This is a genomic window from Stutzerimonas stutzeri (genome assembly GCF_002909485.1).
Taxonomy (GTDB): domain Bacteria; phylum Pseudomonadota; class Gammaproteobacteria; order Pseudomonadales; family Pseudomonadaceae; genus Stutzerimonas; species Stutzerimonas stutzeri_AH.
In genome coordinates this window covers 149,113-162,529 of sequence record NZ_PPXG01000008.1, presented here as the reverse complement: position 1 = coordinate 162,529, position 13,417 = coordinate 149,113, and the positions used below count along the sequence as shown (strand labels likewise).

The window sequence follows — 13,417 nt, the reverse complement described above, 5'->3', positions numbered from 1 at the left end:
GCTGGCCGTCAGGCAGGACGAATGACGTCGCCGCTACGCAGATCACGGATGACGCTGGGATTGCGTCGCCCACCCAACGGCCCGGTAAACACCGCGTCGAGCTGCTGTGGGAAGTATTGCTCCACCCGCAGCCGCGAACGCGCTGCGGGACGGCCCGCTGGATTGGCCGAGGTTGACACCAGCGGCCCAGTCAGCGCGCACAAGCGCGCAACTAGCGGGTGGTCCGTGACCCGCAAGGCGACGCTATCATGGCGCCCGGTGATCCACTCCGGCAGGCGGCCGCGGTGCGGCACCAGCCAGGTGTTCGGCCCCGGCCAGGTGCCGGCCAGTCGATCGAGCCAGCGCTCGGGCAGATCATCCAGCAGGAAATCGAACTGCTCGATGGCGTCAGCAATGAGGATCAAGCCCTTCTCCACCGGCCGTTCCTTGAGCGCCAGCAGTCGCATCACCGCATCTTCGTCCCAAGGGTCACAACCCACACCCCAGACTGCTTCGGTCGGGTAGGCGATCACTCCGCCAGCACGGACCACCCGCGCCACCTGCTGCACACGCCAATCGCCGATCATGCCGACCTCTGCCTGGATGAAAAGCCGGCAGTGTACCCAAGCCATATGTCGCCGAGCAGGGGGGCTGACCGGCTGATTCGCAACAGGCTGCAACAGGAAATTCCTTTTCGCATACGGGAAGTACGCAGCGGGCGAGCGGTTTTGCCGGGCGACGGTGATGAGATCACGCTGAGCCGTAGCTATGAAGCCGCCTAGCAGGTAATGACCGACCAAAGCCCGTTATCGCAGGCGACCAACCCATCGACTTCCAGCTCGGTCAACTGCGCCAGCACCTGCCCGAGCGGCTGGTCGAGCGCCATTGCCAATGCTTCGCTGCTGCGTGACGCCGCCAGCAGCTCACGCAGCAGCGGATTGTCCGCCTGCGACGGCGGCGGCGTTTCGCCAGCCAGCGGCTCGATGCGCTGCCAGCCACGCAGGGCTTCGAGCACATCCTCGACCGATTCAACCAGCGCCGCGCCCTGGCGAATGAGCTGATGGCAACCTCGGGCGCCGGGATGATGGATCGAGCCGGGGATCGCATAGACCTCGCGGCCCTGCTCGGCAGCGAGTCGCGCGGTGATCAGCGAACCACTGGAGGGGCTCGCCTCGACCACCAGCACGCCCAGCGACAGGCCACTGATGATGCGATTGCGCCGCGGAAAGTTGCTTGCCTGCGGCGGGCAGTCCAATGGCAACTCGGACACCAGCGCCCCACCTCCTTCGACGATCTGCTGGGCAAGGCCGACATGACGCTGCGGATACAACCGTGCGATTCCGGTACCGAGCACCGCGACGGTCTTGCCGCCGACATCCAGCGCGCCCTGATGCGCGGCGCCGTCAATGCCCAAGGCAAGCCCACTGGTGATGACGAAGCCTGCGCCGGCCAGGCTGCGGGAAAAGGCCCGGGCATTGTCGAGGCCGTTACGCGATGCGCGACGGCTGCCGACCATTGCCAGCTGCGGCCGCTCTAGCAATGACGGGTCGCCGGCGATAAACAGTAACGGCGGGGCGTCCGGCAGCTCAGCCAGCAAGGCCGGGTAATTCGGATCATCCCAGCAAAGCAGGTGCCGGTCCGGCTGCTCGAGCCAGGCAAGAGCAGCGCTGGCACGTTCACGGATTTCGGCACTTCGCCGCGGCTCGGCACAGGTCGCCGGCAGCCCCAGGGAGCGCCAGGCGCTGGCTGGCGCACTCAGCGCCGAAGCAGCATCGGGAAAGGCACTGACCAGCTTGCGCAGACGGCGCGGGCCAAGATCGGGCAGCAAATGCAGACGCAACCGAGCATCGAGTTCGGCTGGGGAAATGGCAGGCATGGGCGAGCACTCCTTGTCTCGTTACACCGCATCCTTGCGATGGCTGATCACAGCATGAAAAAGCCCCGCATTCGCGGGGCTAGTTGTTTCAGGGATTACGAACCTTGTCCTTCACCGCCAGAGAACGAGTCGCCTGCAGTACCAGGCCGTAGCTGAGCTTGTCGTAGGTGCGGAATACCATCAACAGGCCGGAGCGTTCATCCGGAATCTTCACATTTTCGCCAGTCACGCGGTCACGAACGGTCTCGCCGGTCTTGTAAACCGCCAACACGTTGCCATCCTTCAGGCCGTCGCGAGCCCCCTTGTTCAGCGTGACCACATCGAACTGGCCGATCTGGGTAACTCCGCGCGGCACGTCGAGGATCACGCCTTCAACATCGGTGGCTGGCGCGCTGGGCATGAAGGTGGAGTTGACTGCACGCTCTTCGCCCGGGAACAGGCGATCACCGATGCGCGCTTCCTGGGTGGTACGGGTCAGCTGCATGGTGGCGATATCGCCTTCGATCTCGACGATCTCGACGGTGCCAACGTCATCGGCGTTGATGCCGAGGAACTCGCCGCTGTCCGGATCGACGTAGGTCTTGCCCTGGCGGAAGATGCCATAAGCCGGCATGTTGGCCTCGAAACTGCCGCGGCCGTAGATGCGATCACCGGCGCCGCTGATCACTCGCTCGGCGTTTCCGGCGACGATATAAGGCGCGCCCTGGAACTGCTCTGCGCTATCGATGATGCGGTTGCTCAGCAGGAAGCTGTTGATCGCCTCCAGCGGAATGGTCGGAATGGCTTCGGCCATCGGCGTGGTACGCACGGTCGGAGACAGCTTGATGGTGCCCCGCGAAGCGCCGCGGTCGAGTACCAGTCGCGGCTGGCCGTCGACGTAGACCAGACTCAGGGTGTCACCGGGGTAGATCAGATGAGGATTGGAGATTTGCGGATTGGCATGCCACAGCTCAGGCCATTTCCACGGCTCACGTAGAAAGCGGCCGGAAATGTCCCAGAGTGTGTCGCCCTTCACCACGGTATACCGCTCCGGGTGATTGTCCTTGAGCTGCACCGCGGCCTGGGCGAGCCCGCCGACGGCCACCAGCAGCAGGGCGAGTAGTGATTTCCTCATGTGGTGAATCCCTTTATTATGTGCCTTCACGTAAAGCGCCCTAGCGCCGCGGAACCCTTTTGGATCGCGGCATTAAGCCGTTTTCCATGCTGCTCGGCATCTTAGCAGCGGCTTTTGACTTTATTCCATAAGTGCATCACAAACGCATATGGCCATTCTGAACATCCTTGAATTTCCCGATCCGCGGCTGCGCACCATCGCCAAACCGGTGGATGTGGTCGATGACGGTATCCGTCAGTTGATCGACGACATGTTCGAGACCATGTACGAGGCTCCAGGCATCGGCCTGGCCGCGACACAGGTCAATGTGCACAAGCGCGTGGTGGTGATGGACCTGTCCGAAGACAGGTCCGAGCCGCGAGTTTTCATCAACCCAGAATTCGAATCGCTGACCGACGAGATGGACCAGTACCAGGAAGGCTGCCTGTCGGTACCGGGCTTTTACGAAAACGTCGATCGCCCGCAGAAAGTGCGGATCAAGGCGCTGGATCGTGATGGCAAGCCTTACGAGATGGTCGCCGAGGGTCTGCTCGCGGTGTGCATCCAGCACGAATGCGATCACCTCAACGGCAAGCTGTTCGTCGATTATCTCTCCAGCCTCAAGCGCGACCGGATCAAGAAGAAGCTGGAAAAGATCCACCGTCAGCAGGCTTGATTTCCGAACCTCAAAGGCTTGCTATAACAGGCTGAGTGAAAACGTCGCGAGCGAAGGTTAGGCAAGGACTAGGCGTCCCCGCAAAAACAGGCGAGGAAGCGGAGTTTACGGGTTGTAAATGAGCATTCCGAGCCTGGTTTTAACGCTGCATTAACCGAGCGCAGCAGTTTTCAGTCGCCTGTGCCGCAGGCCTTCTTCTCAGCGAGCCCCCATGACTCAGCCCTTGCGCATCGTTTTCGCCGGCACCCCGGAATTCGCCGCTCAGCATCTGCAGGCCCTGCTCGATGCGGGCAAATCGATCGTTGCCGTCTACACCCAGCCGGATCGCCCCGCCGGACGCGGCCAGAAGCTGATGCCCAGCCCGGTCAAGCAACTCGCCGTGCAGTACGGCATTCCCATATTTCAACCGCAGACCCTGCGCGATCCGGCCGCACAGACGGAGCTGGCGGCGCTGCAGGCAGATCTGATGGTCGTGGTCGCCTATGGGTTGATCCTGCCGCAGGCGGTGCTCGACATGCCGCGCCTGGGCTGCATCAACAGCCATGCCTCGCTGTTGCCACGCTGGCGCGGTGCCGCACCGATCCAGCGTGCGATTGAAGCCGGCGACAGCGAATCCGGTGTCACCGTGATGCAAATGGAAGCCGGTCTGGATACCGGACCGATGCTACTCAAGGTACATACGCCAATATCCTCCGAGGACACCGGCGGCACGCTGCACGACCGTCTCGCCGAGCTCGGCGCGCAGGCGGTGGTGCAGGCCGTCGACGCACTGGCTGCCAGTTCGCTGGTGCCCGAAGCCCAGGACGACAGCCTGGCCACCTATGCGCACAAGCTGAGCAAGGACGAGGCGCGCGTCGATTGGACCCGCCCGGCCGTCGATCTGGAGCGGCTTATCCGTGCGTTCAACCCATGGCCAATCTGCCATAGCACGCTCGCTGGCGAGGCTTTGAAGATCCATGCCGCTCGTCTAGCTGAAGGACAGGGCGAGCCGGGCCGAATCCTCGAAGCGAGCAAGGACGGGCTGACCGTTGCCTGTGGCGAAGGCGCCTTGTCGCTGAATCGTCTGCAGCTGCCCGGAGGCAAGCCGCTTGGCTTCGGCGACCTGTACAACAGTCGCCGCGAGCAGTTCGCGCCCGGCCTGGTACTTGGTCAATGAACCCGCGCCTGGCCGCCGCCCGGGCGCTGAGCGTCGTGCTCTCCGGCAAGGCCTCGCTGGGCAGCAGCCTGCCCGAAGTGCTGGGCAAAGTGGACGCCCGCGACCGCGGCCTGACCCAGGACCTGGCCTTCGGCACTGCACGCTGGTATCCGCGCTTGGCAGGGTTGGCCGACAAGCTGCTACAAAAGCCATTCAAGGCCGCCGATCGCGATGTCGAAGCGCTGCTGCTGGTGGGCCTGTACCAGCTGTACTACACCCGCATTCCGGCCCATGCGGCCATCGGCGAAACGGTCGGTTGCGTCGACAAACTGAAGAAGCCCTGGGCCAAGGGCCTGCTCAACGCCGTGCTGCGGCGTGCCCAGCGCGAAGGCGAAGCCCTGCTGGCCGAACTCGAACACGACCCGGTGATCCGCGTTGCCCATCCGCGCTGGCTGCAGAAGGCGCTCAAGTCCCACTGGCCAGAGCATTGGGAAGCCATCTGTGCGGCTAACAACGCGCATCCTCCGATGGTGCTGCGGGTCAATCGTCGCCAGATCAAGCGTGACGAATATCTGGCCGAACTGCAAAACGCCGGCATCGAAGCCTACCCCTGCGAGTTCAGCGAAGACGGGATCCGTCTCGCTACCCCCTGCGATGTGCATCAGCTGCCAGGCTTTACCGACGGGCAGGTCAGCGTGCAGGACGAAGCCGCCCAACTCGCCGCCTCGCTGCTCGACCTCGCGCCAGGTCAGCGTGTGTTGGACGCCTGCTGCGCACCGGGAGGCAAGACCTGCCACCTGCTTGAACGTGAACCTCAGCTGGCCGAGCTGATCGCATTGGACCTGGAGCCCAAGCGCCTGGTCCGAGTACGCGAAAACCTCGATCGCCTGCAACTGAGTGCGCAACTGGTCGCTGACGATGCCCGCGCCACCGAGCGCTGGTGGGACGGCAAGCCGTTCCAGCGCATCCTGCTTGATGCGCCCTGCTCCGCTACGGGCGTGATCCGCCGGCATCCGGACATCAAGCTGACCCGCCAGGCCGATGACATCGCTCCCCTTGCCGTGCTGCAGGGCGAAATGCTCGACGCGCTGTGGCCGACGCTGGAGGTCGGTGGGGTGCTGCTCTATGCCACCTGTTCGGTGCTGCCGACCGAGAACCGCGAGGTGATCGCTGCCTTCCTCGAACGTACGTTAGGAGCCCGCGAACTGGCCCTACCAGGCAGCTTCGGCCTGACGCAGCCGCATGGCCGGCAGCTGCTTCCGCAGGAGAACGGCCACGATGGCTTTTACTATGCCAAGCTGATCAAGATCGCGGCGCAACCACGTGATCTTTAATGCGTAAGCCGATCCCTAGCGCCCCGCGCTTGGGCCCAACATGGAAGCGGCGGCTGTAGTCCGCCTCTCAGGAGTGATCGCGTGAAGATCATCATTCTCGGTGCCGGCCAGGTCGGTGGCACCCTTGCCGAACACCTCGCCAGCGAAGCCAACGACATCACCGTAGTGGACACCGACGGCGACCGCCTGCGCGATCTCGGCGATCGCCTGGACATCCGCACCGTCCAGGGACGCGGCTCCTTTCCCACGGTGCTGCGCCAGGCCGGCGCAGACGATGCCGACATGCTGGTGGCGGTGACCAACAGCGACGAGACCAACATGGTCGCCTGCCAGGTCGCCTACACCCTGTTCCATACGCCTACCAAGATCGCCCGGGTGCGTGAGTCGGTCTATCTGACCCGTTCGGGCCTGTTCAACAACGAAGCGATTCCGGTCGACGTCCTGATCAGCCCGGAGCAGGTGGTCACCAACTACATCAAACGCCTGATCGAGCATCCAGGCTCTCTGCAGGTGATCGATTTTGCCGAGGGCAAGGCCCAGCTCGTGGCGGTGCGCGCCTATTACGGCGGGCCACTGGTTGGCCAGGAGCTGCGCCAGTTGCGGCGTCACATGCCCAATGTCGACACCCGCGTAGCCGCTATCTTCCGCCGCAACCAGGCGATCCTGCCCCAGGGCGATACAGTGATCGAGGCCGATGACGAGGTGTTCTTCATCGCTGCCAAGGGCCATATTCGCGCGGTGATGAGCGAGATGCGCCGGCTCGACGAGAACTACAAGCGCATCGTCATCGCTGGTGGCGGCCATATTGGCGAGCGGCTGGCCGAGGCCATCGAAAGCCGTTATCAGGTCAAGATCATCGAGATGAATCCGGCGCGCTGCCGCTACCTGTCCGATACGCTGGACAGCACCATCATCCTCCAGGGCAGCGCTTCGGACCGCGACCTGCTGGTAGAGGAAAACATCAACGAGGCGGACGTGTTCCTGGCGCTGACCAATGACGACGAAGCCAACATCATGTCCTCGCTCCTGGCCAAGCGGCTGGGCGCGCGCAAGGTAATGTGCATCATCAACAACCCGGCCTATGTCGACCTGGTTCAGGGTGGCGAGATCGACATTGCCATCAGCCCGCAGCTCGCCACCATCGGCACCCTGCTGACCCATGTGCGCCGCGGCGACATCGTCAGCGCCCATTCGCTGCGCCGCGGTGCTGCAGAAGCGATCGAGGTGATCGCCCACGGCGATTCGCGTTCGAGCAAGGTCGTCGGGCGCGCCATTGCGCAAATCTCCCTGCCACCAGGCACCACCATCGGAGCGGTGATACGTGACGATCAGGTGCTAATTGCCCACGACATCACGGTGATCGAGTCTGGTGATCACGTGATTCTGTTTCTGGTCGATAAGCGACACATCCGCGATGTGGAGCGTCTGTTTCAGGCCGGTCTGACCTTTTTCTGAGTCGCTGCACGCTTGTGAACGGCCCGCCCATTTGGCGGGCCGTTTTGTTTTATCAATCGATCTCGGCCGTTCGGTCAATCCAGCACTGATCTGTTCATCCATTCTGATCGCATCCATTCGATCCAGATGCCCTCCGATTTCCATTTTATGGTCAGCTTTTGTACCCTCCTGGCTTGCCGTCCGCTTGCGTGATCGATTGAGCCAAGCTATCGACCCCAGTTTTCCGGCAGGCCGTTGCTTCGTTCTAAGGCGTTCGCGGTACGGCTCAACGCTATTGCCCCTCCTAGACAAATAACGATCCGATTCCTCGGGTCTCTACAAGGAACAGGAGAAACTCCCATGAGGAACAGCACCATCCCGACACGCTCCCGCCGGCTGCTGATCAGCTGCGCCGCCCTGGCCAGCATAGGTTTCGCCAGCATTACCCAGGCCGATACCCTGGAAAAGATCAAGGACAGCAGTAGCGTCCGCATCGGCTACGCCAATGAGACTCCCTTCGCCTATACCGCCCTCGACGGCAGCGTCACCGGCGAGTCGCCAGAGATCGTGCGCAAAGTTTTCGAGCGCATGGAAATCGACACCATCAAACCGGTCCTGACCGAGTGGGGCTCGCTGATCCCTGGCCTGCGCGCCGGGCGCTTCGATCTCATCGCGGCCGGCATGTACATCACCCCCGAACGCTGCAAGCAAGTGCTGTTCACCGATCCGCACTACCGCCTGCTCGACACCCTGCTGGTGGCCGAAGGCAACCCGAAGAATCTGCGCAGCTACGAGGACATAGCCGGCAACCCCGACGTAAAGATCGCCATCATGTCCGGCACGGTTAACCTTGGTTACGCGCGTAAGGCGGGCATCAAGGATTCGCAGATTCTGCAAGTCCCGGATACCACCTCGCAGCTGCAGGCCGTGCGCAGTGGTCGCGCCGATGCCGCCATCGGCACCCAGCTGACCATGAAAGGGCTGGCGGACAAGGCCGGTGACGATGTCGAGGCCATCGCCGACTTCAAGGACGATCCAGCCCGTGCCGGTTATGGCGCGCTGGCCTTCCGTCCGCAGGACAAGGCGTTGCGCGATGCGGTCAATGCCGAACTCAAGCAGTGGCTGGGTAGCGAGGAGCATCTGAAGACCATCGAGCCGTTTGGCTTCGATCGCTCCAACATCACCGACAAGACGGCCGCGGAGCTCTGCGGCGCCTGAACCCCGTCGGGCGGCGGGTCGGTACGGCCGACCCGCTGTCCCGGCTGTGAACGCTGACCAAGGCTTCGTGGCCCGCTGCGCAGCCTCGGTCAGCGCTCCGGAAATCCGGATAGCGCCATCATGATCGAACTGCTTCCTCTGCTCCTACAGGGTGCCTGGGTCACCGTGAAGGTGACGTTCTTCGGCTCCCTGCTGGCCATCGCCTGCGCTCTGATCGCCGCGCTGGCCCGGCTTTCGCCAGTGGCGCCATTGCGCTGGCTGGCCATTACCTATATCGAAGTCTTCCGCGGCTCGTCGCTGCTGGTTCAGCTGTTCTGGCTGTACTTCGTGCTGCCGATGCCGCCGTTCAATATCGAAATGAGCGCCTTTTCCGTGGCCGTGGTCGGTCTGGGTCTGAACATCGGCGCCTATGGGGCCGAGGTGCTACGCGGCGCGATCCGCTCGGTGCACCAGGGCCAGCATGAGGCCTGCCAGGCACTGAACATGACAGCCGCAACCCGCATGCGGCGGATCATTCTGCCGCAGGCGCTGCTGGCGGCGATTCCGCCGGGCACCAACCTGCTGATCGAGTTGCTGAAGAACACCTCGCTGGTGTCGCTGATCACGCTTTCGGATCTGGCCTTCCGCGCCCGTCAGCTGGATCAGGCGACACTGATGACCATGGAGATCTTCGGCCTTGCGCTGATCATCTATTTCGTCCTGGCCCAGGCAATCAACTTCGGCATGCGCCAGCTGGAACGCCGGCTGGCCCGCGGACGGATGCGCGGAGGCCTGTCATGAGTTTCTTTGACTGGCAGTTCGCTCGTGAAATCCTGCCGCGCCTGCTGGATGCCTCGCTGACCACCATCGGCATCGCCCTGGCCGGTTTCGCCATTGCCGTGGTGCTCGGCCTGTTCCTCGCCATCGGCCGTCGCAGCCGCCTGCGCTGGCTGTCTTGGCCGATCACCGGGCTGATCGAGTTCATCCGCAGCACACCGCTACTGATCCAGGTCTACTTCCTGTTCTATGTGTTCCCCAACTACGGCCTCAACCTCAGCGCTATGCAGGCGGGCATCATCGGTATCGCCCTGCACTACGCCTGCTACACCGCCGAGGTCTACCGCGCCGGTCTGGATGCGGTGCCGCGTTCGCAGTGGGAAGCCGTCACCGCGTTGAACATGAAGCCCTGGACCGCCTACCGCGATGTGATTCTGCCGCAGGCGCTGCGTCCGGTGCTGCCGGCGCTGGGCAACTACCTGATCTCCATTCTCAAGGACACGCCGGTGCTGTCGGCGATCACCGTGGTGGAAATCATGCAGCGGGCCAAGAACATCGGCTCGGAGAGTTTCCGCTACCTGGAGCCGATCACCATGGTCGGTGTCTTCTTCCTCATTCTCAGCCTCGGCCTCGCCTGGTGCGTGCGCCGCCTGGAAAACCGCATGGAGCTGGCCCGATGAATACGCCGATGCAGTCCACGGACACCCTGAACCCGACGCCGCAACAGCCAGAGCACGCGCAACCTTTGGTGCGCTTCGCCGGCGTGACCAAGCGCTACGGTGAACTGACCGTGCTCGACGGGCTCGATCTGCAAATAGAGGAAGGCGAAAAAGTCGCGATCATCGGCCCCAGCGGCTCGGGCAAATCCACACTGCTGCGGGTGCTGATGACCCTGGAAGGAATCGACGAGGGCGTGATCGAGGTCGACGGCGAGCCGCTGACGCACATGCCCGACGCCAGTGGCCAGTTGGTCCCAGCCAATGCCCGTCACTTGCGACGAGTGCGCGGCAAGGTCGGCATGGTGTTCCAGAGCTTCAACCTGTTTCCGCACATGAATGCCCTGCAGAACGTCATGGAAGCACCGGTGCAAGTGCTCGGGCTGAGCAAGGTCGAAGCGCGGGAGCGGGCGGAAGAGTTGTTGGCCATGGTCGGCCTGGAGGACAAGCTTGAGCACTTCCCGGCGCAACTGTCCGGCGGCCAGCAACAGCGCGTGGCGATTGCCCGCGCGCTGGCGATGCGGCCGAAGGTAATGCTGTTCGACGAAGTGACCTCGGCACTGGACCCGGAACTCTGCGGTGAAGTATTGAACGTCATCCGCCGCCTCGGCGAAGCGCATAACCTGACCATGCTGATGGTTACCCATCAGATGGGTTTTGCCCGCGAATTCGCCGATCGCGTGTGTTTTTTCCATCAGGGCCGAATACACGAGCAGGGCAGCCCGGACGAGCTGTTCAACGATCCCAGGGAAGAGCGCACCCGCGAGTTTCTCAGCGCAGTCAACGAGGCCCATTAAGCACGCCCGACCGCCCCGGCAAAGACCACAAACGGCCGCCGAACCTAAGACCAAAGGCGTATGCTGCAGGTATTGCCCGGCCGGTGCTTTGCACTAAAGTGAGGAGAGTTACCGGGCACCCTGCACCAAAAAGGTCCGAAGATGCTTGAATCGTTGGAAAAGATGCTTTCCCAGGGAATGGACAATCCGATGCTGCGTCTGGGTCTCGGCAAAGGCTATCTGGATGCCGGACAGCCGGGTAGGGCGGCTGAACACCTGCGCCGCTGTGTCGAACTCGACCCTAAGTATTCGGCCGCCTGGAAGCTGTTGGGCAAAGCCCTGCAGGCTAATGGCGACAAGCCGGGCGCCCATCAAGCCTGGGAACGCGGCATTGCAGCGGCAAGCGCCCAAGGCGACAAGCAGGCGGAAAAGGAAATGAGCGTATTTCTGCGCCGACTCGACCGCCTGACGCCCGACTGAGCCTGCACGGCAACGGGTTCAGTCACTCCTCGCGCAAGAACCGCAGGCCAACGCCTTCGGCATCGACCCGCATCACCACCATCTGCAACTCTGGTGCTGGAATGGGAAGGTCCTGCACCTGGCCCGTCACCTTGTCACCGGGATGTAGTACTACCAGCTCCGGATGGCGGACATAGACTCCTCCATCAGAAAGGTCCCGAGTGTGGGCGAATACCTCGCCAAAGGCCGGATGCGCGATTCGGATACGGCACTTCATATTGGTACGTGGATGCTGTCTCTGATTACGCATGCGATCGTCCTTGTCCCTTTATCGTTCTTGTTCTGAGTCTGATCAGTACCAGCGCTTCTCGCCCGGCGGGCGTTTCTTGAAGCGCTTCATGGTCCACATGTATTGGCTGGGGTAGGCGCGAACGTACTTCTCGATCATTGCGCTCATTGCCGCTACGCCGGTTTCGGTATCTTCGCTGTACATCCCATCCGGCGCGGCCTCAAGGATCACTTTGTAGCCGGATCCATCCTCCAGGCGCAACGCATGAAGGAATACGCCAACGGCTTTGCCTCCAGCCAGCATGCCGGGCACGAACTTGCTGGTCAGCGCCTGGGTGGCGAAAAAGGGCACGAAGATGCCGCTGCCTTCACTGGGCTCGGGATCGGCCGGGATGCCCACGGCACCGCCGCGGCGCACTTCCTTGATGACGCTGAGAATGCCTTCACGGGTCGACGGCGCGACGCGATTGCCCAGTTGCACACGCTGGCGCTGCAGTAACTCGTCCACCGCCTTCAGCTTCGGCGGCCGATAGAAGATGATCGGCTTGCATTGATCGCAATAGAAGTGATTCAACACTTCCCAGTTGCCGAGGTGGCTGGTGATGCCAACCACGCCCTTGCCGGAAGCCAGCGCTTCTTGGAGTACCTCGAGCCCTTCGACCTGCCTGACCAGGGCCAGTGTTTTCTCCGCCGGCCAGATCCAGGCACAGGCACTTTCGGTGAACGTCATGCCGGTCTGACGCAGCGTGCGACCAAGCAATGAATCGAGTTCGGCGGAGCTCAGATCGGGAAAGCACTTTTGCAAATTGATTCGCGCCACGTCACGCGAGCGGTTCGGCAGCTTCCACATCAACCAGCCAATCATCGAACCCAGACCCTGGACCGTGCGCCAGGGCAGCCGAGCGAAGAGTCGCAGGGAGCCGACTACCACCGCACCTTTGAACTTTTCCACGCCGAACTCCGAAATATTCAGGTCGCCTAGTCTACCTGCAACTGCGCTCAGCTTTCAGGCGCAGCCGTCGCCATGGATTGCATCCTGGCAGTGCAGCGCTGCTGCCGGATCAATCGGCGCCGGCCAGCTCGGCATAACGCTCGCAGTCGGTAAGGTGGTCCATGACCATGCCGCAGGCCTGCATGTAGGCGTAACAGATGGTTGGCCCGACAAAGCTGAAACCCGCTTTCTTCAACCCCTTGCTCATGGCCTCCGCCTCGGGCGAAACGGCAGGCACTTGATCGATGCGCTCGAAGCGGTTGATCTTCGGCTCGCCTCCGACGAAGGACCAGACGAAGCCCACCGGATCTTCCAGCTGTAGCCAGGCGCGGGCGTTCTGCCGTGCCGCCTTGAGCTTGAGACGGTTGCGGATGATCCCGGCATCCTGCATCAGCACCTCGATTTCCTCGTCGCTCAAGCGGGCCAGACGTTCCGGATCGAAGCCGTGCAGCACCTGGCGATAACGCTCGCGCTTCTTCAGCACAGTGATCCACGACAGCCCGGCCTGGAAGGCTTCGAGCAGGAGAAATTCGAACAGCACCTGCGGATCGCGGGCCGGCACGCCCCATTCGCGATCGTGGTAGTCGATGTACAGCGGATCCGTGCCGCACCAGGTACAACGTGGCATATCCATCCTCGCTCTTGCGTGCCGTCCGCCGCGCCGCCGCGGGCCCGAAAGCATCGCA

15 protein-coding genes are annotated in these 13,417 nt (G+C 62.7%); 9 read left to right on the top strand and 6 right to left on the bottom strand.

Annotated features, from left to right (window positions below):
- Positions 1-8: 8 nt before the first annotated feature.
- The 3 genes from CXK91_RS18725 to CXK91_RS18715 form a co-directional block, all read right to left on the bottom strand.
- Positions 9-566, bottom strand: a complete 558-nt coding sequence (locus CXK91_RS18725) for an L-threonylcarbamoyladenylate synthase (protein WP_103457679.1) — start codon at positions 564-566, stop codon at positions 9-11.
- Positions 567-757: 191 nt separating this feature from the next.
- Complete coding sequence (gene dprA / locus CXK91_RS18720) at positions 758-1,855, bottom strand: DNA-processing protein DprA (protein WP_103457573.1); 1,098 nt, start codon at positions 1,853-1,855, stop codon at positions 758-760.
- Between the two features lie 88 nt (positions 1,856-1,943).
- Positions 1,944-2,969, bottom strand: coding sequence for a LysM peptidoglycan-binding domain-containing protein (locus CXK91_RS18715; protein WP_103457572.1), 1,026 nt, complete (start codon positions 2,967-2,969; stop codon positions 1,944-1,946).
- A gap of 148 nt (positions 2,970-3,117) precedes the next feature.
- Here CXK91_RS18715 and def point away from each other — a divergent pair, with 148 nt between their 5' ends.
- From def to CXK91_RS18670, 9 genes are all read left to right on the top strand, one after another.
- Complete coding sequence (def, locus tag CXK91_RS18710) at positions 3,118-3,624, top strand: peptide deformylase (protein ID WP_103457571.1); 507 nt, start codon at positions 3,118-3,120, stop codon at positions 3,622-3,624.
- Between the two features lie 211 nt (positions 3,625-3,835).
- Entirely contained in the window at positions 3,836-4,780 is a 945-nt protein-coding gene (fmt, locus tag CXK91_RS18705) for a methionyl-tRNA formyltransferase (protein WP_103457570.1), read from the top strand.
- Positions 4,777-6,093, top strand: a complete 1,317-nt coding sequence (rsmB, locus tag CXK91_RS18700; protein WP_103457569.1) for a 16S rRNA (cytosine(967)-C(5))-methyltransferase RsmB — start codon at positions 4,777-4,779, stop codon at positions 6,091-6,093. The genes fmt and rsmB overlap by 4 nt, the downstream gene beginning before the upstream one ends.
- 81 nt (positions 6,094-6,174) lie before the next feature.
- Entirely contained in the window at positions 6,175-7,548 is a 1,374-nt protein-coding gene (trkA, locus tag CXK91_RS18695) for a Trk system potassium transporter TrkA (protein ID WP_103457568.1), read from the top strand.
- A gap of 339 nt (positions 7,549-7,887) precedes the next feature.
- Positions 7,888-8,745 carry an ectoine/hydroxyectoine ABC transporter substrate-binding protein EhuB gene (gene ehuB / locus CXK91_RS18690; protein WP_103457567.1) on the top strand — a complete coding sequence of 286 codons (858 nt, stop codon included), beginning with the start codon at positions 7,888-7,890 and terminating at the stop codon, positions 8,743-8,745.
- A gap of 120 nt (positions 8,746-8,865) precedes the next feature.
- The gene (ehuC, locus tag CXK91_RS18685; protein ID WP_103457566.1) at positions 8,866-9,525 is read left to right on the top strand and encodes an ectoine/hydroxyectoine ABC transporter permease subunit EhuC; all 660 of its coding nucleotides are present in this window, start codon (positions 8,866-8,868) and stop codon (positions 9,523-9,525) included.
- A complete protein-coding gene (ehuD, locus tag CXK91_RS18680; RefSeq protein WP_103457565.1) occupies positions 9,522-10,181 on the top strand; it encodes an ectoine/hydroxyectoine ABC transporter permease subunit EhuD in 660 nt (219 codons plus the stop codon). Before ehuC ends, ehuD begins: the two co-directional genes overlap by 4 nt.
- Positions 10,178-11,014 carry an ectoine/hydroxyectoine ABC transporter ATP-binding protein EhuA gene (gene ehuA / locus CXK91_RS18675; protein ID WP_103457564.1) on the top strand — a complete coding sequence of 279 codons (837 nt, stop codon included), beginning with the start codon at positions 10,178-10,180 and terminating at the stop codon, positions 11,012-11,014. Before ehuD ends, ehuA begins: the two co-directional genes overlap by 4 nt.
- Before the next feature lie 141 nt (positions 11,015-11,155).
- Entirely contained in the window at positions 11,156-11,473 is a 318-nt protein-coding gene (locus tag CXK91_RS18670) for a tetratricopeptide repeat protein (RefSeq protein WP_103457563.1), read from the top strand.
- 22 nt (positions 11,474-11,495) lie between these two features.
- Here the strand turns inward: CXK91_RS18670 and CXK91_RS18665 are convergent, their stop codons facing one another.
- From CXK91_RS18665 to CXK91_RS18655, 3 genes are all read right to left on the bottom strand, one after another.
- A complete protein-coding gene (locus CXK91_RS18665; RefSeq protein ID WP_103457562.1) occupies positions 11,496-11,762 on the bottom strand; it encodes a PilZ domain-containing protein in 267 nt (88 codons plus the stop codon).
- Positions 11,763-11,804: 42 nt separating this feature from the next.
- Positions 11,805-12,692 carry a lysophospholipid acyltransferase gene (locus CXK91_RS18660; protein ID WP_103457561.1) on the bottom strand — a complete coding sequence of 296 codons (888 nt, stop codon included), beginning with the start codon at positions 12,690-12,692 and terminating at the stop codon, positions 11,805-11,807.
- Between the two features lie 109 nt (positions 12,693-12,801).
- Positions 12,802-13,359 carry a DNA-3-methyladenine glycosylase I gene (locus CXK91_RS18655; RefSeq protein ID WP_103457678.1) on the bottom strand — a complete coding sequence of 186 codons (558 nt, stop codon included), beginning with the start codon at positions 13,357-13,359 and terminating at the stop codon, positions 12,802-12,804.
- Between the last annotated feature and the right edge of the window lie 58 nt (positions 13,360-13,417).

Coding starts and splice junctions, on each gene's coding strand:
- CXK91_RS18725 (WP_103457679.1), bottom strand. CDS start 566: ATGATCGGCGATTGGCGTGTGCAGCAGGTGGCGCGGGTGGTCCGTGCT.
- dprA (WP_103457573.1), bottom strand. CDS start 1,855: ATGCCTGCCATTTCCCCAGCCGAACTCGATGCTCGGTTGCGTCTGCAT.
- CXK91_RS18715 (WP_103457572.1), bottom strand. CDS start 2,969: ATGAGGAAATCACTACTCGCCCTGCTGCTGGTGGCCGTCGGCGGGCTC.
- def (WP_103457571.1), top strand. CDS start 3,118: ATGGCCATTCTGAACATCCTTGAATTTCCCGATCCGCGGCTGCGCACC.
- fmt (WP_103457570.1), top strand. CDS start 3,836: ATGACTCAGCCCTTGCGCATCGTTTTCGCCGGCACCCCGGAATTCGCC.
- rsmB (WP_103457569.1), top strand. CDS start 4,777: ATGAACCCGCGCCTGGCCGCCGCCCGGGCGCTGAGCGTCGTGCTCTCC.
- ehuB (WP_103457567.1), top strand. CDS start 7,888: ATGAGGAACAGCACCATCCCGACACGCTCCCGCCGGCTGCTGATCAGC.
- ehuC (WP_103457566.1), top strand. CDS start 8,866: ATGATCGAACTGCTTCCTCTGCTCCTACAGGGTGCCTGGGTCACCGTG.
- ehuD (WP_103457565.1), top strand. CDS start 9,522: ATGAGTTTCTTTGACTGGCAGTTCGCTCGTGAAATCCTGCCGCGCCTG.
- ehuA (WP_103457564.1), top strand. CDS start 10,178: ATGAATACGCCGATGCAGTCCACGGACACCCTGAACCCGACGCCGCAA.
- CXK91_RS18670 (WP_103457563.1), top strand. CDS start 11,156: ATGCTTGAATCGTTGGAAAAGATGCTTTCCCAGGGAATGGACAATCCG.
- CXK91_RS18665 (WP_103457562.1), bottom strand. CDS start 11,762: ATGCGTAATCAGAGACAGCATCCACGTACCAATATGAAGTGCCGTATC.
- CXK91_RS18655 (WP_103457678.1), bottom strand. CDS start 13,359: ATGCCACGTTGTACCTGGTGCGGCACGGATCCGCTGTACATCGACTAC.